Annotated in this window: 17 protein-coding genes; 10 read left to right on the top strand and 7 right to left on the bottom strand. The window is 64.3% G+C overall.

The genetic code is table 11. The features are described 5' to 3' along the window. The first annotated feature begins 4 nt into the window (after positions 1-4). From E5X88_RS11595 to E5X88_RS11575, 5 genes are all read left to right on the top strand, one after another. Positions 5-1,084, top strand: a complete 1,080-nt coding sequence (locus E5X88_RS11595) for an AAA family ATPase (protein WP_292161379.1) — start codon at positions 5-7, stop codon at positions 1,082-1,084. A gap of 4 nt (positions 1,085-1,088) precedes the next feature. Then, on the top strand, positions 1,089-3,326 hold the full coding sequence (locus tag E5X88_RS11590; protein WP_292161378.1) for a DUF5682 family protein: 2,238 nt from the start codon (positions 1,089-1,091) through the stop codon (positions 3,324-3,326). 2 nt (positions 3,327-3,328) lie between these two features. Beyond that, positions 3,329-4,579 (top strand): VWA domain-containing protein, encoded by a 1,251-nt coding sequence (locus E5X88_RS11585; RefSeq protein WP_292161561.1) that lies wholly within the window; start codon positions 3,329-3,331, stop codon positions 4,577-4,579. Positions 4,580-4,771: 192 nt separating this feature from the next. Continuing rightward, positions 4,772-6,214: an FAD-binding oxidoreductase gene (locus E5X88_RS11580; RefSeq protein WP_292161377.1), complete on the top strand. Its 1,443-nt coding sequence runs from the start codon at positions 4,772-4,774 to the stop codon at positions 6,212-6,214. Between the two features lie 30 nt (positions 6,215-6,244). Then, a complete protein-coding gene (locus E5X88_RS11575; protein WP_292161376.1) occupies positions 6,245-9,715 on the top strand; it encodes an indolepyruvate ferredoxin oxidoreductase family protein in 3,471 nt (1,156 codons plus the stop codon). Between the two features lie 22 nt (positions 9,716-9,737). Here the strand turns inward: E5X88_RS11575 and E5X88_RS11570 are convergent, their stop codons facing one another. The 5 genes from E5X88_RS11570 to E5X88_RS11550 all read right to left on the bottom strand — a co-directional run bounded on the left by E5X88_RS11570 (position 9,738) and on the right by E5X88_RS11550 (position 15,143). Next, entirely contained in the window at positions 9,738-11,897 is a 2,160-nt protein-coding gene (locus E5X88_RS11570) for an acetate--CoA ligase family protein (RefSeq protein WP_292161375.1), read from the bottom strand. A 3-nt stretch (positions 11,898-11,900) separates the two neighbouring features. Then, complete coding sequence (locus E5X88_RS11565) at positions 11,901-12,722, bottom strand: enoyl-CoA hydratase/isomerase family protein (protein WP_292161374.1); 822 nt, start codon at positions 12,720-12,722, stop codon at positions 11,901-11,903. Between the two features lie 74 nt (positions 12,723-12,796). Continuing rightward, on the bottom strand, positions 12,797-13,729 hold the full coding sequence (locus E5X88_RS11560; RefSeq protein ID WP_292161373.1) for a pseudouridine-5'-phosphate glycosidase: 933 nt from the start codon (positions 13,727-13,729) through the stop codon (positions 12,797-12,799). Positions 13,730-13,756: 27 nt separating this feature from the next. Continuing rightward, complete coding sequence (locus tag E5X88_RS11555) at positions 13,757-14,866, bottom strand: carbohydrate kinase (RefSeq protein ID WP_292161372.1); 1,110 nt, start codon at positions 14,864-14,866, stop codon at positions 13,757-13,759. Between the two features lie 67 nt (positions 14,867-14,933). Continuing rightward, complete coding sequence (locus E5X88_RS11550; RefSeq protein WP_292161371.1) at positions 14,934-15,143, bottom strand: hypothetical protein; 210 nt, start codon at positions 15,141-15,143, stop codon at positions 14,934-14,936. Here E5X88_RS11550 and E5X88_RS11545 point away from each other — a divergent pair. The 5 genes from E5X88_RS11545 to E5X88_RS11525 all read left to right on the top strand — a co-directional run bounded on the left by E5X88_RS11545 (position 15,142) and on the right by E5X88_RS11525 (position 20,044). Beyond that, positions 15,142-16,107 carry a 2OG-Fe(II) oxygenase family protein gene (locus E5X88_RS11545; RefSeq protein WP_292161370.1) on the top strand — a complete coding sequence of 322 codons (966 nt, stop codon included), beginning with the start codon at positions 15,142-15,144 and terminating at the stop codon, positions 16,105-16,107. The genes E5X88_RS11550 and E5X88_RS11545 overlap by 2 nt on opposite strands. A gap of 102 nt (positions 16,108-16,209) precedes the next feature. Then, positions 16,210-17,247, top strand: coding sequence for an ABC transporter substrate-binding protein (locus E5X88_RS11540; protein WP_292161369.1), 1,038 nt, complete (start codon positions 16,210-16,212; stop codon positions 17,245-17,247). 93 nt (positions 17,248-17,340) lie between these two features. After that, complete coding sequence (locus E5X88_RS11535; protein WP_292161368.1) at positions 17,341-18,402, top strand: ABC transporter ATP-binding protein; 1,062 nt, start codon at positions 17,341-17,343, stop codon at positions 18,400-18,402. Further along, positions 18,399-19,265 (top strand): ABC transporter permease, encoded by an 867-nt coding sequence (locus E5X88_RS11530; protein ID WP_292161367.1) that lies wholly within the window; start codon positions 18,399-18,401, stop codon positions 19,263-19,265. Before E5X88_RS11535 ends, E5X88_RS11530 begins: the two co-directional genes overlap by 4 nt. Continuing rightward, on the top strand, positions 19,262-20,044 hold the full coding sequence (locus tag E5X88_RS11525) for an ABC transporter permease (RefSeq protein ID WP_292161366.1): 783 nt from the start codon (positions 19,262-19,264) through the stop codon (positions 20,042-20,044). The genes E5X88_RS11530 and E5X88_RS11525 overlap by 4 nt, the downstream gene beginning before the upstream one ends. Positions 20,045-20,048: 4 nt before the next feature. Here E5X88_RS11525 and E5X88_RS11520 read toward each other — a convergent pair whose 3' ends face one another. Both E5X88_RS11520 and E5X88_RS11515 read right to left on the bottom strand, forming a co-directional pair. Further along, positions 20,049-21,563, bottom strand: a complete 1,515-nt coding sequence (locus E5X88_RS11520) for an SRPBCC family protein (protein ID WP_292161365.1) — start codon at positions 21,561-21,563, stop codon at positions 20,049-20,051. A 10-nt stretch (positions 21,564-21,573) separates the two neighbouring features. Beyond that, positions 21,574-22,011, bottom strand: a complete 438-nt coding sequence (locus tag E5X88_RS11515; RefSeq protein ID WP_292161560.1) for an SRPBCC family protein — start codon at positions 22,009-22,011, stop codon at positions 21,574-21,576. Positions 22,012-22,023: the final 12 nt, after the last annotated feature.

Genomic DNA, 22,023 nt, shown 5'->3' with positions numbered 1-22,023 from the left:
TCATATGAACGCTGCCATCCGTCTCCCGGTCGAGCGGGCCTATGCCTCTGAATTGCAGGCGCTGGCGCGCGGTGACGACAGGCAAAAGCCTGCCGGCTGGAGCCTCTCACCACAGGCTGTGCTGACCTATCTTCTGGGCGGGAAGGCCGGTGACGGCACGCCGATAACGCCAAAATATGTCGGTCGCCGCCGACTGATGGAGACCGCGGTGGCAACGCTCGCCACCGACCGCGCGCTGTTGCTGCTCGGTGTTCCCGGAACGGCCAAGTCCTGGGTGTCTGAACATCTCGCCGCCGCCATCATGGGTGACTCGACGCTGATCGTGCAGTGCACGGCCGGCACCGACGAGAATCAGATCCGCTATGGCTGGAACTATGCGCAACTTCTGGCAAAGGGCCCGAGCCAGGAAGCATTGGTGCCGACACCGCTGTATCGCGCCATGCAGACCGGCAAGCTCTGCCGGCTCGAGGAACTGACGCGCATGGGCTCGGACGTGCAGGACACGCTGATCACCGTGCTTTCCGAAAAGATGATGCCGATCCCGGAATTGAACACATCGATTTATGCCCAACGCGGCTTCAACATTATCGCCACGGCTAACAACCGGGACAAAGGTGTGAATGAGCTCTCCTCGGCGCTCAAGCGTCGCTTCAACGTTGTGGTGCTGCCATTGCCGGAAGACATGGCGGAAGAGGTGGCGATCGTCTCCAAACGGGTCGATGAGATGGCCGGTGGGCTCGATTTGCCGGTGCCGAAAAATGTCGGAGAGGAGATCGCCCGCGTGCTGACCATCTTCCGCGAGCTGCGCTCCGGCGCCACCGCCGACGGCAAGGTGACGTTGAAGACGCCTTCGGGCTCGCTGTCGACCGCCGAGGCGATCGCGACGATGGTCGGCGGCCTCAGCCAGGCGACATGGTTCGACAGCGGCAAGCTCGGCGCTGAAGGTCTCGCCGCCAGCCTTGTCGGCGCGATCGTGAAAGATCCGGTCCAGGATAAGGTGGTGCTGGAGGAGTATCTGGAAACGGTGCTCAAAAAGCGGCCCGACTATGCCGGCTATTATGCGGCGCTGAACGCAGCGATCTGAGGCCATGGGCGACGTCGCCTATTTCGGCATCCGCCATCACGGGCCGGGCTCCGCCGACAGCCTCGTGCAGGCGCTGCAAGACTTGCAGCCGGTCGCCGTGCTGATCGAGGGGCCGACCGATGCCTCCGCGCTGCTACCGATGCTGGCACGCCCGGAAATGCAGCCGCCGGTGGCGTTGCTTTGCTATCCGGAGGAGGATCCGGCTTCGACGAGCTTCTGGCCCTTCGCCGAGTTCTCGCCCGAATACCAGGCAGTCCTTTGGGCCGTGGACAACAAGGCGGCGTTGCGCTTCATCGACCTGCCATCGTCGGCGCGGTTCGCCGCACCGGTGACGGACGGCGCCGACATGACCGAGCCCAAGGACGAAACCAGCGAGGATGACGAGAAGGCACCGCATCGGCGTGATCCGATAGGCACGCTGGCGCGCGCCGCCGGCTATGAGGATGGCGAAAGCTGGTGGTCGGACATGATCGAGCAGAATCCGCAACCAGGCCCGATATTCGCGGCCATCTCTGATGCGATGACGACGCTGAGGGATGGTGAAGTCTCGATCGCGCAGTTCGAGGCGCAGCGCGAAGCACATATGCGGCTCGAGATCGCCGCGGCGCGGAAGGAATTCGACGGGCCGATCGCTGTCGTCTGCGGCGCATGGCATGTGCCGGCGTTGCAAGCGGCGCACACACAGAAAAGCGATCAGACCCTGATCAAGGGAATTGCCCGGCGCAAGAACACGACGACATGGGCGCCGTGGACGGGGCCGCGTCTGGCGTTGGGCTACGGATATGGCGCGGGGGTCGTCGCGCCCGGCTGGTGCAAGCATCTTTGGCGCACCCGCGGCCGGCGTGACGCAGCAACCTTGTGGCTTGCCATGATCGCGGCGGTGCTGCGGGAGAAGGGGCACTTGATCTCGACCGCTTCGCTGATCGAAGCGGAGCGGCTCGCCCGGACGCTCGCCGCGATCCGCGAGCGGCCGAAACCAGGGTTCGAGGAATTGCGCGACGCCGCGATTGCGGCCCTGTTCAATGGCGAAGCGTTGCTGTGGGCTCTGGTCGAGGCCGAGCTGCTTCTGGGTGCGGACGTCGGCGAAATTCCCCCCGACACGCCGTTGGCGCCATTGATCGAGGATCTGCAACGCAACCAGAAGACGGCGCGGCTGAAGCCTGAGGCGCTGGAGCGGGAACTGTCCGTCGATTTGCGAAGCGATAGCGGGCTGTTTCGCTCGACATTGTTGCATCGGCTGAGCGTGCTTGGCGTGCATTGGGGCAAGTTGACGGACAGCGGTCGCAGCCGTGGCACCTTCCGCGAGCGGTGGACCCTGGCCTGGGAGCCGGAATATTCCGTTCGTCTGGTCGAGAACCTGATTTACGGACCGACCATCGAAAAGGCAGCCAATGGCCGCCTGATTCAGATGATCGAAGCGGCGGGCGGCCTCGACACGCTTGCGGCATTGGTCCAGAGCGCCATCACGGCAAGCTTGTCGGAAGCATCGACTGCCGGCCTTGCGGCGTTGGAGGCGCGAGCGGCGCGCAGCAGCGAATGCCTGGAGATTCTGGCGTCGGTGCCGCCGCTCGCCGACATCATCCGCTACGGCGAGGCCCGCAAAACGGAGACGAACCGGCTGTCCGGTCTCATGGAGCGGCTTATCGTCGAAGGTGCGATCGCGCTCCCCTATGCTGCACGCGATCTGGATGAGCAGGCCGCCGCGACGCTGGTTGGCGCGATGCGCAAGGCCGATGAGGCGATCAGGCTGGTCGAGCCCGGGGACGACGTGCTGGACGGATGGCGCAATGGGCTGGCTGCCATGCTGGAGGGGTCGCGGTCGACGGCACTACTGGCCGGATGCGCCGCACAGCTGCTCTACGAGGCCGGCCGGCTTTCGGCCGAGGACGCTGCCGGACTGCTCGAGCGACGCCTGTCACCAGGGACCCCTGTCTCTGAAGCGGCAGGGTTTTTCGAGGGCTTCTTCAGCACCGCCGGTCAGCGGCTCATCTATGACGAAGGTCTGCGCGGCGCGGTTGATGCGTGGCTGAAGTCCCTCGACGAGGACGCCTTCATCGCGCATCTGCCGCTGCTGCGCCGCGTCTTCTCCAATCTGGACAGCATGGAGCGCCGCCGGCTGATCGAAGCGGTCCTCGGCCGCGCCGCGCGGCTGCCGGCCGGCCTGATGCCGGCGCCCGATGGCGGCGAGGCCTGGCGCCGGCACCTGGAGCGGCTTGGACCCTTGCTCAAGAGCGAGACATGACGATGGACGACGAGGCACAGGCGACCGAAACCGGCGCACCATCGCCCGATGGCGGAAGCGAGCGCCGCTGGCGGCTGGCGATCGGCGCCGATGACGAGACCTCTGCCGCACTTTCCAGCGACGACAAACGGCTTTCGGCGGCTCTCGATGCACTCTACGGCGACGGCGCCAACGCCGCTGCCGATCCGCGCAAGCGGCGCGGCGGACTCGGCCGATCGGCGCCGCGCGTTGCACAATGGATGGGCGACATTCGCTCCTTCTTTCCCGCGCAAGTCGTCCAGATCGTCCAGAAGGACGCTTTCGAGCGGCTCGACCTGAAGCAGATGCTGATGGAGCCGGAGTTCCTGAAGGCGATCGAGGCGGACGTCAATCTGGTCGCCGATCTGGTTTCGCTGCGCTCGGTGATGCCTGCCAAGACCAAGGACATCGCCCGCACGATCATTGCCGATATCGTCGCCAAGCTGATGCAGAGGCTGGAGCAGAAGACCGCCGAGGCGATACGCGGCGCGCTCGACCGATCGAGGCGCACCAACCGCCCGCGTTCGCGCGATATCGACTGGCAACGCACCATCTCGGCGAATCTTCGCCACTACCAACCCGAACACAAGGCGATCGTGCCGGAGAAGCTGGTTGGTTTCATGCACAAGCAGCGCCGGCTTGTCGATCTTGATGAAGTCGTTCTCTGCGTCGACCAGTCCGGCTCGATGGCGAGCTCGGTGATCTACGCCTCGATCTTCGCGGCGGTCATGGCCTCGCTGCCGGTTGTGCGCACCAAGCTCGTCTGTTTCGATACCGCCATCGTCGACCTTACCGAGGAACTCAGCGATCCCGTCGAAGTGTTGTTCGGCGTGCAGCTTGGCGGCGGCACCGACATCAACCAGGCCGTCGCCTACTGCGCCGAGCGTATCGAGCGGCCAACCAAGTCGCATCTGGTGCTGATCACCGACCTCTACGAGGGCGGCAACGGCCAGGAACTGCTGCGGCGGCTGGCAGCGCTGGTTCGATCCGGCGTCAATGTCGTGGTGCTTCTGGCGCTAACCGATCAGGGACGGCCCGGCTACGATCCAGCGATGGCAGGTTCGGTCGCAGCACTTGGCATTCCGGTCTTCGCCTGCACGCCGGATCTGTTTCCGGACATGATGGCGGCGGCACTGCGCCGGGAAGATATCGGCGCCTGGGCGGCGGGGGCCGACGTCAAGCTGATTCGCGCCGACGCCGAGGCGCCGAGTCACTCAATGCCAACTCCCATATAGGTTTGACAAATAACAGCCCGTGCCTATGGTCGGCCTGTTACAGGAGCTGCACATGGCGAAGACAACCGACTGCATTTTTGGCGGGTTTTCGGCACGCTTGCTTGGCAGCGAAAATCGGCTCCGACCGCAGCCTTCGCCGAGCGTTCTTCCGGCCGCATCGACGCGCCCGGCCCATTCACGCCTTTGAGCCACATGTCCCAGAAATTTGCCGAGCTTATGTCGCGGCTGGAAAAGCGGCTGGACAGGTCCGCGATCGTTACGGCCGACGAGGCCGGACCACGCTATCGGGAAGACCCCGACGGCAAAGCCGGCGCGCCGCCGGAGTTCGTGTTGCGTCCGCGCGCGGCCGGCGAAGTGTCGGACATATTGCGCCTGTGCAACGAGGTTGGGCAGAGGCTTGTCGTTCAGGGCGGCCGGACAGGTCTTGCCGGTGCGGCTCGCATCCAGCCCGGCGAGGCAGTGCTGTCGCTGGAACGCATGACGGCGGTCGCGGAGCCCGATCGGGAGGCGGCGACGATCATCGCCGAGGCCGGCGCGCCTTTGCAGAGGGTGCAGGACGCGGCGGACGCTGCCGGCTTGCTGTTCGGCGTCGACATCGGCGCGCGCGGCACATCCACCGTCGGCGGCAATATCGCCACCAATGCCGGCGGCATCCGTGTGCTGCGCTACGGCATGTACCGCGCGCAGGTGCTCGGCCTGGAAGCGGTGCTTGCTGACGGCAGCATCCTGACGTCGCTCAAGGGCTTGCCCAAGGACAATTCCGGCTATGACCTCAACCAGCTTTTCATCGGCAGCGAAGGCACACTCGGCGTCGTCACGCGCGCCTGCCTGCGGCTGCACCCGAAGCCGGCCACAGAGGTCAATGCCTTCTGTGCGCTTGCATCGCTCGACCTGGCCATCGCGCTGCTCGGGCTACTCAAACAGAAGCTCGGGCCTCTGCTCTCGGCCTATGAGGTGAATTTTGCGCCGCTCTACGGCGCCATGATCGCCGGCATGGACGCGCCGGCGCCGCTGCCCGCCGGCTCGCCCGTCTATGTGCTCGCCGAGATACAGGGCAACGAGCCCGACCGCGACGGCGACCGTTTTGCCGCAGTGCTGATGCAGGCGGTCGAGGACGGCGTGATCGACGATGTGGTCGTCTCGCAGTCGCCGCGCGAATTCCGCGCGCTCTGGGCGGTGCGGGAGGATGCCAACCGTTTCCTGTTTTCGATGAAAGGCCTGATCGGCGTCGATATTAGCATCCCGCTGGCGAAGATGGGAGCTTTCCTGCAGGAGGCGGAAGCCGCGATCAAGGCCGTCGACCCCGGCGCGAACATCTATGTCTTCGGCCATCTCGGCGACGGCAATCTGCACTATCAGGTTGGCACTGTGCATCCAGCCGCAGCCTATGACATCGTCTATCGCAGCGTGGCCGCGGCCGGCGGCGGCGTCTCGGCCGAGCATGGCATCGGCCTCGACAAGAAGGAATGGTTGCAGCTGGTGCGCAGCGATGCCGAGATCGTCGCCATGCGGCGCTTGAAAGCTGCGTTCGACCCCAACAACATCCTCAATGCCGGGCGGGTCTTCGACCTCGCGCCAGCGGATAGCGCATCGGCCCGAAAATCGGAATCGATTTTCGGAAAGCACGATGCGTAGATACAGAATATTGCGCGACGGAGTGCTCCTATGACGGCTGCCGCTCTCCCGAAAGCCGGACAGGCGAATGCGGTTCCGGCCAGCCTCGACGATCGCTATGTTCTGGAACGTGGCCGCATCCTGGTCTCGGGCACGCAGGCGCTGGTGCGGCTGCCGCTTGTACAGCGCCAGCGCGACCTTGCCGCCGGCCTCAACACGGCCGGCTACGTCTCCGGCTATCGCGGCTCGCCGCTGGCCGGCTTCGACCGCGAGATGCAGCGGGCCGGCAAATATCTGAGAGCCAACCACGTCGTCTTCCATCCCGGCCTAAACGAAGACATGGCCGCGACCGCGGTGTGGGGTACGCAGCAGACCGGCATGTTTGTCGGCTCGCGCTACGACGGCGTGTTTTCCATGTGGTACGGCAAGGGTCCCGGCGTCGACCGGACGATGGACGTCATCCGCCACGCCAATGCCGTGGGCACCAATCGCCATGGCGGCGTGCTGCTTCTGGTCGGCGACGATCACGGCGCTGTCTCCTCGACGCTGCCGCACCAGAGCGAGCACAATCTGATCTCGGCCATGGTGCCGCTGCTATCGCCAGGGGGCGTCGGCGAATATATCGACTATGGCCTGCTCGGCTGGGCGATGAGCCGCTATTCCGGTGCCTGGATCGGCTTCAAATGCCAGACCGAGATCGTCGAATGCACGGCGACCGTCGATGTCGACCCAACGCGGCTCAGCATCGTCATGCCGGAGCTGGCGCTGCCCGCCGACGGCCTGTCGCTGCGCTGGCCTGATGGTCCGCATGCGATGGAGCGCCGTATCGAGCACAAGATGACGGCCGTGCATGCCTTCGCCCGTGCCAACGGCATCGACCGCATCATGCATGGCGGCGGCAAGGCGCGGCTCGGTATCGTCTCGACCGGCAAGTCATGGCTGGACCTGCTTGGCGCGCTGTCGGCACTCGGCATCGACGAGCGGCGCGCAGCCGAGCTCGGCATCCGGCTGTACAAAGTCGGCATGGTCTGGCCGCTCGAGCCGCAAGGCCTCAAAGCTTTCGCCGAAGGGTTGGAGGAAATCTTCGTCGTCGAGGAGAAGCGACCGGTGATCGAGGACCAGATCAAGGCGCTGCTGTTCAACGCGCCCAATCGTCCGCGCGTCTTCGGCAAGACAGACGAGCGCGGCGCGCCGCTGCTGCCTTCGATCGGCGAGATTAGCGCCGCCTCGGTCGCCCGCGCCATCGTCTCGCGGCTCCGCGCGCCGGACGCAGAGCTTGGCCGGCGCATCAAGACGATCGAGGCCGTCGCGGCGTCGGCACCCGGCGAGGTGATCGCGCTGAAGCGTGATCCTTATTTCTGTTCCGGCTGCCCGCACTCGATCTCCACCGTGGTGCCCCACGGCAGCCGCGCCTCGACCGGCATCGGGTGCCACATGATGGTCATCGGCATGGAGCGCGAGACCTCCACCTTTACCCAGATGGGCGGCGAAGGTGCCTCGTGGATCGGCCTGTCGCCGTTCACCGACGAGAAGCATATTTTCGTCAATATGGGCGACGGCACCTATTTCCATTCCGGACTGCTGGCCATCCGCGCGGCCATCGCCGCCAAGGTCAGTGCCACCTACAAGATCCTCTATAACGATGCCGTTGCGATGACCGGCGGCCAGCGCCATGACGGCGAGGTTTCCGTGCCGTCCATCGTCGAGCAGACATTGGCGGAAGGGACCAAACGTGTCGTCGTCGTGTCCGAAAAGCCGGAGGCCTGGGCGGGCGTCCTGCCGCGGTCCGTGACCATCCACCATCGCGACGAGCTCGACGCCGTGCAGCGCGAACTCAGAGAGATCGAGGGCGTGACTGTGCTGGTGTTCGACCAGGTCTGCGCCGCCGAAAAACGCCGCCGGCGCAAGCGCGGCGCCTATCCGGTCTCGCCAAGACGCGCCTTCATCAACGAACTGGTCTGCGAAGGCTGCGGCGATTGCTCCGCCGTCTCCAACTGCATTTCGATCGAGCCTGTGGAAACCGAATTCGGCCGCAAGCGCAGGATCAACCAGTCGAGCTGCAACACCGACCTGTCCTGCATCAAGGGCTTTTGCCCAAGCTTCGTGACAGTGGAAGGCGGCACGATCCGCAAGCCGAAGGCGCGTACGATAGTGGCTGGCTCCGACGAGCTGCCGGTGCCGAAGCTGCCAGCGCTCGAGCGCCCCTACAACGTGCTGCTGGCCGGCATTGGCGGCACCGGCGTCATCACGGTCAGCGCTATCCTGTCGCAGGCTGCGCATCTCGACGGGCTTGGCCTGCTGACGCTCGACCAGACCGGGTTGGCGCAAAAGAACGGCGCCGTGGTCTCGCATATCAGGCTGGCGCGCAATCCAGAATTGCTCAACACGGTCAGGATCGGCCCCGGCGAAGCCGACCTTGTGCTTGGCTTCGACATCGTCGTGTCGGCGGCGGCGACATCGCTTGCGACCTTCGCGCATGGCCGCACAAGAGCCGTGCTCGACGATCATTTCGCGCCGACCGCGTCCTTCGTGCAGAACACCGCGATCGACTTCCGCCAGGAAGCGACGCTGAAGCAATTGCACCGGGCGGCCGGCGAAGAGCCAATCACCTTGATCCCGGCGACCAGGCTCGGCCTCGCGCTGATGGGCGACGCGATTGCCGCCAACATGTTCCTGCTCGGCAATGCCTGGCAGCGCGGACTGGTGCCGATCAGCCTTCAGTCGATCGACAGGGCGATCGAAATGAACGGCGCCGGCATCGCCATGAACCGCGCCGCCTTCGGCTGGGGCCGCCGCGCGGCGATCGACCTTGCGGCGGTGCTGGACGCTGCGCAGACAGGCGGCGCCGAGACGCCGAAACCGGAGACGCTCGACGCCATGGTTGCGCGCCGGATGGCATTCCTGAGCGACTACCAGAACGCCGCTTATGCGAACCGCTACCGCAAGCTGGTCGACACCGCGCGCGCGGCCGAAGCCAGGGTCTCGGCCGGCGCCGGGGACTTTACCAAGGCCGTGGCTGTCGGTGCCTTCAAGCTGATGGCCTACAAGGACGAATATGAAGTGGCGCGACTGCATCGCGACCAATCATTCAGGAAAAAACTGGCCGAACAGTTCGAGGGCGATTTCAGGATCAGGCACCATCTCGCACCACCGATGATCTCGCGCATCGACCCGCGCACCGGCCATCCCGGCAAGATCGCCTTCGGCGCCTGGATCAATCCCGTCTTCGCGATGTTGGCGCGATTGAAGGGCCTGCGTGGAACACGTTTCGATCCATTCGGGCACACCGGAGAGCGGCGGATGGAACGGCGCCTGGTTGCCGATTATGAAAGGCTGATCTCAGATCTTTCGGCGCGGCTGACGCAGGGCAATCATGCCGTCGCGACCGAGCTTGCCCGATTGCCGGAAGAGGTGCGCGGCTTCGGCCACGTCAAGATGGCGGCGGTCGAACGCTTCGAGAAGAAGAAGGCGACGCTGCTGGAGAGACTGGGCAAGGAAAGTCGCCTGGAAACAGCGGCTTAGCGGTTGCATCTCAGAAGCAGATTCAAGGCGCCGCGGCACCCTTTGGGCGTCCAGCGGTGGCGTTGGCCGCAATCACCAGCGCATCGAGAACGCAGGCGCCGTTTTCGAACACGACGACCGGATTGAGGTCGACGGCCTCGATCAGATAGCCGTAGCGGCCGGCGAAATTCGACAGCGCGACAATCGTCTCGACGAGCGCTTGCCGGTCGGCTGGTGGCGCGCCGCGATAACCTTTGAGCAGAGCGGCCAATCGCGTCCGGTCGATCAGCGCCTCGGCGGCGTCGCGGTCGACCGGCAAGAGGTCGAAAGCGGCGTCCTTGACCAGTTCGACCAGAACGCCGCCGACACCGACGACGATCCCCAGGCCAAACGGCTCATGCCGGACCAGGCCGACCAGTGCTTCGACGCCGCGCCCAGCCATCTCCTGCACCACCACGCCGCGCAGTTCGGCATCCGGCGCGTAAGCGCGAGCACTTTGCATGATCGCCGTGAAGGCTTCGGCCGCTTGGGCGGCATTGGCTATGCCGAGCCGCACGCCGCCGGCTTCGGTCTTGTGAGGGATGTCGGGCGATTCGATCTTGAGCACGACCGGAAAACCGATCGCCTCGGCCGCCTCGACTGCCTCTTGCGCGGCAACGGCCAGACGCTCGCGCGTCACTCTCAGACCGTTCTCGCCAAGCCATTGCTTGGCCTCCCGTTCGGTCAATTTCCCACCGGTGGCGAGGCGCTTTGCCCACGGATCATTTTCGCTGGCCGGTTCGATTGCCGGGACGTTCGGTATCGTGGCGCCGGTGGCATCCAGCAGCCGCCGTACGGCACAGAGCCCAGCGCGCGTGCCGTTGAGCACCGGCACGCCGGCAAGCCTGTCCCGTACCGAGGGATAGTGTCCGGAGGAGAGGTTGCTGATGAAAACGACCGGAACGGTCGCTTCCTTCGCGTAGGCGGTAACGGCGTCGGCAATACCGGCATATTCGGCGGCACCCGCGGTATCGAGGCCAACAGGCGCATCCTGTGCGGCGACGATCAGGCCGACGGCAGGATCCTCCGCCACGATTTCGAGCACGCCGCGATAGATCGCGCCATCGCCGAAAACGACGCCCGTGGTGTCGACCGGATTCTGCGGCGTCGCGAAAGGCGGCAGCAAGGCCTTCAGCCGCCCGATGGTGTTTTGAGAAAACTCCGGCAGGTCGACACCGACTTGCTCGGCGATGTCGGAGACATGGGCGACACCGCCGCCACTGACGCCGACAACAGCGACACCCTTGCGAATGGGCCTGGTCTTCAGCGACAGGCAAAGCGTGGCGGTCTCGACGAACTCGTCCATGTCGGCGACCTCGATCACGCCGGTGCGCCGGAAGAAGGCTTCATAGGCTTCGTTGGCCGCAGCGAGCGAACCGGTATGCGCGGCGGCGGCTTCGGCGCCCTTGCTCGACTTGCCAGCGCGCAAGGCAATCACCTTTTTGCCAGCGGCATGCGCCGCCTGCATCGCGGAGGTGAATGCGGCGGGATCACGGATCGCTTCCACGACCAGTCCAATGACGCGTGTCGCCTCGTCACCGGCGAGACAGGCGAGATAATCGGGAAAATCGGTCGCCGCGCTGTTGCCGCAGGAGACGATATGACTCAAGCCGAAGCGCCCGGAATTGGCGAGCGCGATGGCGCTGGCGCCGGAATGCGAGAGAATGGCCAGCGCGCCCTTCCTAAGGTTGGGCGATAGCGTCGAGGAATAGAGCGCCGCGCCGCTTTGCAAATTGAACAGGCCAAGACAATTCGGCCCGCAGATTGCCATGCCGTATTTTCGTGCGATCCCGACCAGCGCCTGCTGGCGCGCCTTGCCTTCCCCGTCCGTCTCGGCGAAGCCGCTGGCCAGCACGACAGCCGCCTTGATGCCAGCCTTCCCGGCGTCTTCGAGCGCGGCCAGCACGTGAGCCGCGCCGATGCCGATCACCGCCACGTCGACCGGCGCATCGAGTTGCCCGAGCGAGGGAATGGCGGGAATCCCGAACACCGTCTCGGCCTTCGGATGCACGGGGATGATGGCGCCGGAAAATCCGAACGCCTTGAGATTGCGCATGACGTAGCTCGACGACGCATCGGCGCGTTCGGTTGCGCCGATGACAGCGACCGAACGCGGCGCCATCAGCGCCCGCATCGCCTCACGCGAAGCGGCAAAGCCGGTCACGGCTCAGTCGAGGCCCTTGAAGGGGCCGTCGCGGAAAGCGAGATATTCCTTGAGGCTCATCTTGGCGAGGTTGGCCATCCATTCGCGGCCCTGTTTGGTGACATGAAGTGCCGCGATCGCCTCGATATTGTACTGGAAGGACGGCAGCAGCCCAGCCACCATCTGCTGGTTGTTGATCGAGGCCTTGGTGAATTTCAACGCCGGCACCGGCATGCGCGCCAGCTTGCGGGCAAGGTTTTCCGTCTTTTCCTTCAACTGGTCGGCCGGCACGATCCTGTTGATCAGATGCATGCGCAGCGCCTCCTCGGCGTCGACGAGATCGCCCGTATACATCAGCCAGCGCACGTCGCGGGTGGCAAGCAGCCAGGGCATCATCAGCGTCGGCGGGCCGGAATTGTGGCGCACCTCGGGCTCGCCGAATTTCGCATTGTCGGCGGCGATCGCCAGGTCGCAGCACATCATCAGCTCGAGCGCGCCGGCCAGCGCGTAACCGTTGACGGACGCGATGACCGGGATCGGCGCGCGCCAAATGTTGAGCAGCGCTTCGGCATTCTCGCCCATGTCCTCGCGCCAGAAATCGATGTCGACGTCGAAGTCGCCGCCCTGCAGATCGTAGCCGGAGGAGAAGGCGCGGCCGGCGCCGGTGATCACCAGCGCGTTGACGTCCGGATCGGCGACAGCGGCGGCGAGCGCCTTGTCGATCTCGCGGATCACCGTCTTGTCCATCGCATTGAGCTTGTCGGGACGATTGATGGTGATCGTCGCGAACTTGTCGATCGCATCCTTGTCGTAAAGGATCGTCTCGTAGCCGGACTGCGCGCTCATGCGGTTCTCCTGGGGTGCCTTCGAAAATCAGAGGGACGTGCCAGCCAAGCAAGATGCTGACTGGTTCCTCGCCCTTACGCTGCCTCGCGCTTCGATCCCGCATGCGCCACGGCGACGCGGGCGGCGAGTGCGGCGTTGTTGCGGACCAGCGCGATGTTGGCCTTCAGGCTGCGGCCTTGCGAAAGCTCGTTGATGCGGGCGAGCAGGAACGGCGTCAGATCCTTGCGTCCAATGCCACGTTTGTCGGCCTCCGCCACCGCCGCCGCGATCGTGCCGTCGATGAAGGCCGGGTCGAGCGCATCAGCCTCGGGAATTGGATTGGCGACGAGGATGCCGGTGCCCGAGCCCATCTGCTCGTGCAACAGCATAGCCTGCGCGATCTCCTGTGGCGTGTCGAGGCGATGATCGGCCTTAAGCCCGCTGGAGCGGGTGTAGAAGGCCGGGAAATCGTCGCTCTGGTACGCGATCACCGGCACGCGCTGGGTCTCCAGATATTCCAGAGTCTTGGCGATATCGAGGATCGATTTCACGCCGGCGCACACGACGGTGGTGCCGGTCTGGCCGAGTTCGGTCAGGTCGGCCGAGATATCGAAGGTGGCTTCGGCGCCGCGATGCACGCCACCGACGCCGCCGGTGGCGAAAATGCCGATGCCGGCAAGGGCGGCGATCCGCATCGTCGCCGAGACAGTGGTTCCGGCCGAGCCGCCGCGCACCATGATGGCGGCGAGGTCACGCCCGGATGCCTTGACCACGTCCTTTGCCGCCGCCAGCTTTTCCAGCTCAGTGTCGTCGAGCCCAACCTTGATCCTGCCCGCGACCACGGCGATCGGGGCCGGCACGGCGCCATTCTCGCGCACCACGGCTTCGACGCCGCGGGCGGTCTCCAGATTGGCCGGATAGGGCATGCCGTGGGTGATGATCGTCGATTCCAGCGCCACCACCGCGCTGCCCTCTCGGAGCGCTGCCGCAACCTCGTCATTCAGGTGAACAAGGGAAGAAGGTTTCATGGTCTCGCTTTCAGGGTCGTCCCGCTTTCAGGCGGGGATGCGATACATGCCGGCGGTGAGGAAGCGCGGCGACAGATCGGGATGGACGCTGGATTCGCTCTCGGTGGTCAGCGCAGCAAGCAGCGCGCCGGTGCGCGCCGCATACGGCACGGGGTCTCCGGAAAGCACCTTGTACATGGTGCCGGCGATCATCGCGTCACCGGCGCCGGTAATGTCGACGGCCCTGGCCGGAACGGAGCGCATCGTCGCCACGCCGCTCTCTGTCGCCACCGCAAATCCGTGCGCGCCCATGGTGACGATCACTTCGGCTGCGCCTGCCGCGCGCAGCGCCGCCGCTGCCTCCTTCGGCTTCAGCCGCCTGTCGGCATCAGTGATGCCGAGCATCGAATTGGCCTCGTCGTGATTGGTGAACAGAAGGTCGATGCCGGTCAAGTCCTTCGGCAGGCGCGCCGATTTCGGCGACGATACGGTGTCGACGGCGAGCTTGAAGCGCGCGCCCTGCTTGCGAGACATCAGTGCTTCGATAGTCGCTGCCGGCAGGTTGCAGTCGATGAACACCCAGGTCGCCGATGCCAGATGCGGCCAGAAGCGGTCGAGATAGGATGGCGAGAACAGGTCGAATATCTCCATATCGGCAATGCCGAGCACGAGATCGTTGTTGAGATCGAGGATGGCGGCGTACTCTGCCGTCGGCCGCTCCGTGGTGATGACGACCTGGCTGACATCGGCGCCGAGGTCGCGCAGATGCCGCACCAGCGAGCGGCCGGTTTCGTCGTCGCCGACGATCGAGACGAAGCTGACGTCGACGCCGAGGCGGACAAGGTTCTCGGCAACGTTGCGGGCGACGCCGCCGAAGCTGCGATAGCCGTCCACCGGGTTCGACGTCTTGAAGATCAGATCCTTCTTGGCGTGGTATTTGCGGTCGAGGACCGCGCCGCCGATGCAGATCATGCGCTTGGAGGCCGGCAACACATAGCCACGACCGAGAATGTAGCCCTTGTTGACCAGTTGTACGATGTGGGCCGCGACGGTCGAGCGGGCGATGCCGAGCGCTGTGGCTATGTCCTGCTGGCCGGCGAACGGATTCGCCGCGATGAGATCCAGAACCGCCTGTTCCTGTGCTCCAAGGTCGTCCATCGTCCCACCCGGCCCGTCCAAATTCGTGGCTCAATATTTTCGATATGGACAACAACAGATGATCTTGTCAACATTCGTTTGTAACGATAACGTTTCGTTCAACCGGCGTTTCCACCGTCTCTTTCGAGGCGGGGACAAGGCTCGGAGGAAGGCACAGCGATGCGCATGCAAAGTCGTCTGCCCTGCCCGCCCCTGCCGCTTCAGTATCATGAGGCGGCCATGCCTGGTTTTCGCCTTCTGTGTATAACAGCTCCAGCAGGAAGGTGATCGCGATCATGCAGCCCGCGCCTCAAGCCGAAGCATCCGATCAGGGAATCCCCGTCATCAATGTCGGACCCTTCATCCGCGGCGAGGCCGGCGCCGGCGCTGTCGTCAGGGCTATCGAGATCGCCTGCCGGGATACCGGTTTCTTCCTGGTAACCGGCCATGGCGTGTCGCCGGAAAGGACGATGCGGCTATACAATCTGGCGCGCGCCTTCTTCGATCTGCCCGAGGATTACAAGCGCAGCCATGGCCGCGGAACCGCCTTGTCCGGCGGGATGGCCTTTTCGCCGATCGCCGACGAGGCGCTGGCCGCCACCAAGGGCATCAAGACGCCCGGCGACTACAAGGAAAGCCTGAATTTCGGCCTGCGCCTCAAGGGCGACATATGGCCTGACCAGCCCGAAGGTATCGAGAGCGCCTTTCGCGACTATTTCTCCGAGATGGAGACGCTGGCGAGGCATTTGCGCCGTATCTTCTGCCAGGCGATCGGCCTCGAACCCGACTATTTCGAGCCGGCCTTCGAGAACCATCTGTCGGCGCTGCGGGTCATCAACTATCCCGAGCAAGACGTGGATCCCCTGCCCGGCCAGCTTCGCGCCGGCGTTCACACCGACTATGGCTTCATGACCATCCTGCGGTCGGAGGCCTCGTCCGGCGGCTTGCAGGTGCAGACCCGCGACGGCCGCTGGCTCGATGCGCCGTCGATCGACGGGGCCTACGTCGTCAACATCGCCGACGCCTTCATGCGCTGGAGCAATGACGAATGGGTCTCGACGCCGCATCGCGTCGCCAATCCGCCCCGCAACAAGAAAGGCAGCTCGCGCCGCCAGTCGATCCCGTTCTTCGTCAACCCCAGCAAGGAGACGCTGATCTCCTGCCTGGAGCCGTTCTGCGCGGACGGTAAGCAGGCGAAATACGAGCCGATCACTTATGGAGACTATATCGAGCTGAAGACCAGGCAGGCTTTCGGCCGCTGACCTAGGCCAGGGCGGGCAGAGACTTGCCCTCGCCAAATCCAGATGGAGGGCTTGGGCCGTCCCAAAGAACGAATTGATTCAAAATCAACAAGGGGAATTGTGATGACGAAACTGACCAGAAGACAGACGCTTGCCGGAATGGGCGCGCTCGGTGCGGCCGGGCTGATCGGAATGCCTGCCATCGCCCAGGAAAAGACGCTGATCGTGCCGACGCTCGGCGGGGTGTGGGAACAGTTCTGGCGCTCGACCATCGCACCCGCCTTCGAAAAGGCCTCCGGCGCCAAGGTGACGCTCGATGTCGGCAATGGCCGCGTTTTCGGCGCCAATCTGCGCGCCGCCGGCGTCGACAAGCCGCCCTATTCGATCATCATGACCAACGAGGTTTTCGCCTCTGGTCTGCGCAAGGAGGGCTTCTTCGAAAAGCTCGACCTGGCAAAGCTGCCGAACTACAATGACCTCTATCCGCTGGCCAAGATCGCCGATGGTTTCGGCGCGACAGGCGCCATCTCGCCGATCGGCATCGGCTACCGCACCGATCTGGTGAAGACGCCGCCCAAGGCCTGGAAGGACCTTTGGAACAACGAGGAATTCAAGGGCAGGATCGGCCTCTACAATTTCGCCAACAGCGCCGGCAAGATGGAGCTGCTGCTGGCGTCGAAGATCTTCGGCAAGGACCAGTACGATGTCGATGCCGGCTTTGACGCGCTCGCCAAGCTGGGCCAGGTGATCCAGGTCGACTTCAACCTTTCCACGGCTCTGTCCTCGGGCGAAATCGTGGTCGCGCCGTTCGATTTCGGCGAGATCGCGCGGCTGCGCAAGCAGGGCCTGCCGGTCGATTGCGTCGTTCCCGAGGAAGGCATGTTCATGTTCGACCAGACGGTCTCGATCCTGGCCAATGGGCCAGAAAAGGAGCTGGCCTATCAATATGCTGACTTCCTGCTGTCGCCGGAAACCCAGATGCTGATGGCGAAGGAATTCTTCGTGTCACCAACCAACTCGAAGGTTATCATCCCTGACGACCTCAAGGCCGATGTACCGGTCTCCGGCGAGGCGATGACCAAGATCCTCACCTGGGATTGGGATTTCGTCAACGAGAAGCAGGGCGAACTGGCCGAGCGCTGGGCCAAGACGATCCTCTAGAGATCGAGATGGCGCGTCCAACTTTCGGGCGCGCCTCCCGCCAGCCGCGCCGCACCTCCGGTGGCGGTCGATCGCCTGTGAAGTGGAGCATTCATGACCGAGGTTAGCATCGAGCGGCTGACCAAGACCTTCGGCAGCGCGCGTGCGGTCGACGGCATTTCGATCCGCATCGCCGATGGCGAGTTCATTTCGCTGCTTGGTCCGTCGGGCTGCGGCAAGACGACGACGCTGAAGATGATCGCCGGCTTCGAGGAAGCGAGCGAAGGCGCGATCCGCTTCGACGGCAAGGATGTCGTCAACGTGCCGGCCGAAAAGCGCGATATTGGCATGGTGTTCCAGAACTACGCGCTGTTTCCGCATATGACGGTGGACCAGAATCTCGCCTTCGGGCTGGAGATGCGCAAGATCGCCAAGCCCGAAATACTGAACCGCATCGCCAAGGTGCTCGACATGGTGCAGCTCGGTGGCTATTCCGACCGCTATCCGAACCAGCTTTCCGGCGGCCAGCAGCAGCGCGTGGCGCTTGCCCGCGCGCTGGTCATCGAACCGAAAATCCTGTTGCTCGACGAGCCGCTCGCCAATCTTGACGCCAAGCTGCGCGAGGAGATGCGCGTCTTCATCCGCGACCTACAACGGCGCGTCGGCATCACCACCGTCTATGTCACGCATGACCAGGCCGAGGCGATGACCATGTCCGACCGGGTCGTGGTCATGTTCGGCGGCCGCATCGCCCAGATTGGTGCGCCGTCCGACATCTATGAACGTCCGGAAAACCTCGAGGTGGCGCAATTCGTCGGCCAGGTGAACCTGGTCAAGGGCACGGTGACCGGGGCAGCCGGACCCGGCAAGAGCCGTGTCGCGTCGGTCTTTGGTGAAGTCGCCGTCGACAGCCGCACGGACCACGCGCCGGGCATTGCAGTCACGCTGTCGCTTCGCCCGGAGGCGATCGAACTCAAGCCCGCTGGCCGGGGCAGAGCGCAGGGCAAGGTTACAGCGCGCTACTATTCCGGCAGCATCATCGACTACCGCATCGCCCTCGATTCGGGCGAGACGCTGCACGTCCAGACCTTTCCGAACACAAGGATTGCCGAAGGCGACCGTGTCAGCGTGCATGCGCCGGCTGATGGGTTCTGGCTGCTCGGGGCGGCAAAATGATGCCGGCACGCCGCAAGGGCCTTGGATCGATGGTCCTGATCGCGCCAGCGGCGGTGCTGCTCGGCGTATTCCTGGTCCTGCCCTATCTCAACATCGTGGTGATGAGCTTCCGCATGCCGGGGCAAGGCACGCCCTACGGTCAGGGTTTCACCATCGGCAACTACACAAAATTCTTCGCCGACAGTTTCTACCTGCTCCAGGTCGCCAACACGCTATGGATCGGCCTGCTGACCACCGCCATCTGCCTCGCTGTCGGTTTCCCAGTCGCCTGGCAACTGGCGCGCGGCGCCATGCGCTTTCGCGCCCTGGCCTATGGGCTGGTGCTGTCGCCGCTGCTCGTCGGCATCGTCATCCGCTCCTATGGCTGGACGATTCTCCTGGGCAATGCCGGCCTCATCAACCGCTCGCTGACCGGCATGGGCCTGCTCGATCGCCCGCTGCCGCTGATGTACAATGCGCTTGGCATCGTCATCGCGCTGGTCCACGTCTTCCTGCCGTTCATGATATTGCCGATCATGGCAGCGATCCAGGGCGTCGATCCGTCGCTGGAATCGGCCGCGCGCTCGCTCGGCGCGTCGCGCTTCACGGCCTTTCGCCGCATTGTCCTGCCGCTGTGCCTGCCCGGCATCCAGGCCGGCTGCATCCTTGTCTTCGTCTTGTCGCTCAGCGCCTATGTGACGCCGTCACTGATCGGTGGTCTCAGGGTCAAGACCATGGCCGTCACCGTCGTCGACGCGCTGATCGACACATTCCAATGGCCATGGGGCTCGGCGCTGGCGCTGATGCTGTCAGTCACCGGGGCGCTCTGCGTCGTCATTTTCGCGCGGCTGACGCGCATGAAATGGAAAGCGATGGAACCATGAAGCGGCCGGTCCTCACGCTCTATTGCTTGCTTGTCTATGCTTTTCTGCTGGCGCCCATTCTCGTCGTGGTCGGCGCTTCGTTCAATGCAGGCAATTTTCTGACGTTCCCGCCGCAGGGCCTGTCGCTGCGCTGGTATGTGACCTTCTTCCATAACGACGTGTTCATGCGTGCGATCCGCACCTCGCTCTGGGTGGCCGCGGTTGCGACCGTCATTTCCGGGACCATCGGCACCATGGCAGCACTCTACTACGTCCAGCACGCCGGCCGCTGGAAGGAAGCGGTGCGCATCGCCATGCTGGCGCCACTGTTGCTGCCGGAAGTGCTGACGGCGATCGCGCTGCTGTTCTTCGTCTATGCGATCGGCATCGGCACCACGACCATGATCGGCATGATCGCCGGCCATGTGCTGATCACCCTGCCCTTCGTCTTCATCAACGTATCGGCCTCGCTGGAAAGCTTCGATCCGTCCTGGGACATGGCGGCGCGCTCGCTGGGCGCCGGCCGCCTGGCCCGCTTTCGCCGCATCATGCTGCCGCTGATCAAGCCCGGCGTCATCGGCGGCGCACTGTTTGCCTTCATCATCTCCTTCGACACCTTCACCATCTCGTTCATGCTGAAGGGGATCGGGACATCGACGCTGCCGATCCAGCTCTTCGACTATCTGCGCACCAATTTCACGCCCGAAGCGGCAGCCGTGTCGACCGTATCAATCCTGCTGACGCTGGTGGGGGTGATCGTCTCGGAGAAGGTTCTGGGGTTGCGCATCCACCGCTTCTGACGGGTTACGGCACCAGCACCAATGCGCCCGTTGTCCGCCTGGATTCGAGGTCGCGGTGAGCATCGCCGGCATTGGACAGGCTGTAGCGCGTGGGCGGTTCGATCTTGAGGACACCTTGTCGCAGCGCCGCGAAGAAACGCTCGACATGCGGCGAGAGCTTCGCCGGCGTGTCGGTGTAATGCGCGTAATTGGGACGCGATATGGTGATCGACTTGGATGCAAAGCGGCCGATGTCCCAGTTTCCGACCGGCCCGGAGGCCTGGCCGAAACTGACGAGATGGCCGCGAATGCCAAGTGCCGCCAGTGATCCGCCGAACGTGTCGTTGCCGACCGCGTCATAGACGACATCAGCTCCGGCCCCAGCGGTCAGGCGCATGACGGCCTCGGCGAAATTCTCGCGCGAATAGACGATGACATGGTGCGCGCCGAGACGTTCGACGATACGCGCCTTGTCGTCGCTCGACACCGTTGCGATGACCATCGCACCCAAATGGCCGGCCCATTGCACCAGAAGCTGACCGACGCCGCCGGCGCCGGCGTGGATGAGGACGACAGAGCCTGCCTGCACCGCATGGACGTCGTGCAGCAAAAAACTCGCACTGACGCCTTTGAGCAGACTGGCAGCCGCGGTCTCGTCGGAAATGTCGTCAGACAGGCGAACCAGCAGGTCGGGTGCCATGTTGCGCCGCTCGCAATAGGCGCCGACCGGCGGGCAGGCATAGGCAACGCGGTCGCCGGCTGAAAGGCCCGAAACCTCCGAACCAATGGCTTCGATGACGCCGGCGGCCTCCATGCCAGGCACGCCCGGCGGCCGCAAAAGGTCGAAATAGCCGGTGCGGCAATAGACGTCGATGAAATTGACGCCGATCACCGTATGACGAATTTGCACCTCGTTTGGCGCGGGCGGCGGCAGAGCGATATCCTTCAGTTGCAGCACCTCCGGCCCGCCATAGCGCTCGACCAGGATCGCCCGGGTTCTCGCTGTCTGACCCGAAGACATGGTCGAAACGACCGTCGGCAAGGCTGCCGACGGTGTAGGAGCGACGACCGGCGATCTGGCCTGGAGAGGCGAGGCTGCTGGCCTTTCACGCAGAAGGTCGCGGATGGCTTCAAAGCCAGCCTGATAAATGCCCTCGGTGACAAGCCTGACCAATTCTTCGCGGCGATGCGCGGGCGGGTTGAATTCGGAACGCCATTCCCAGAAGGTGGCGTTGCCGTCGGTCACCGGCTTCAACCGAATCGATGCGACATAGTTCATCAGCGGCAGCGGTGCTTCGAGCAGGCAATAGCTCAGCCGAAAGTCCTTGTCGGACAGCGCCAGAAGCTGTTCGCGCAGCTCGCTGCCGTCGGCCAGCCGGAAATGACGCACCGAACCGACCGCGTCGACCGGTTCGTCGCCATCGATTTCGCTGAACGCGATGGCCGGGTGCCAGCGGTCGTGGCTGTTGAAATCGCGCAGGATCGACCAGACCTGCTCGATCGGTGCGTCGATGACCGTGCTCTGGCGGACATGGACCATCGCGCAGGCGTCAGCGCCCGAAGCGCTGCTTGAGCGCGCTGAGCGCCGCCTGGAATACGCCGGTGCCGATCTGATGCATAAGCGCTGCTTCGCGTTCGGGGGCGCAGTCGAACTCCGCCTGCCACTCGGCCAGGGTCAAATTGCCGTCGGTGATCGGCGTCAGCGACAGAGTGGCGATGTAATTCTCCACCGCCATCGGGCTTTCCAGGATCGTGTAGCTGCAGGACAGGTCGTAGTCGGACAGCGCCAGCAGTCTTTCGCGAATGCGACCGCCATCCCTGAGCACGAAATTGCGGATGCAGCCGATCTGGTCGGCTTGCGCATTTTGCTCGATGCGACTCTCAGCGACGAACGGCGCCCAGCCGGGCAGTGCGTTGAAATCGCGGACCACTTTCCAGACTTCCGCCGCCGGCGCGGGAATGATCGAGGAAACATAGACCTTGGTCATTTCAGGGGCCGT

Source organism: Mesorhizobium sp., assembly GCF_004962245.1.
In the GTDB taxonomy this organism is placed as follows: Bacteria; Pseudomonadota; Alphaproteobacteria; order Rhizobiales; family Rhizobiaceae; genus Mesorhizobium.
Note: the sequence above shows the minus strand (reverse complement) of the source record. Positions and strands in the feature narration are given on the sequence as shown.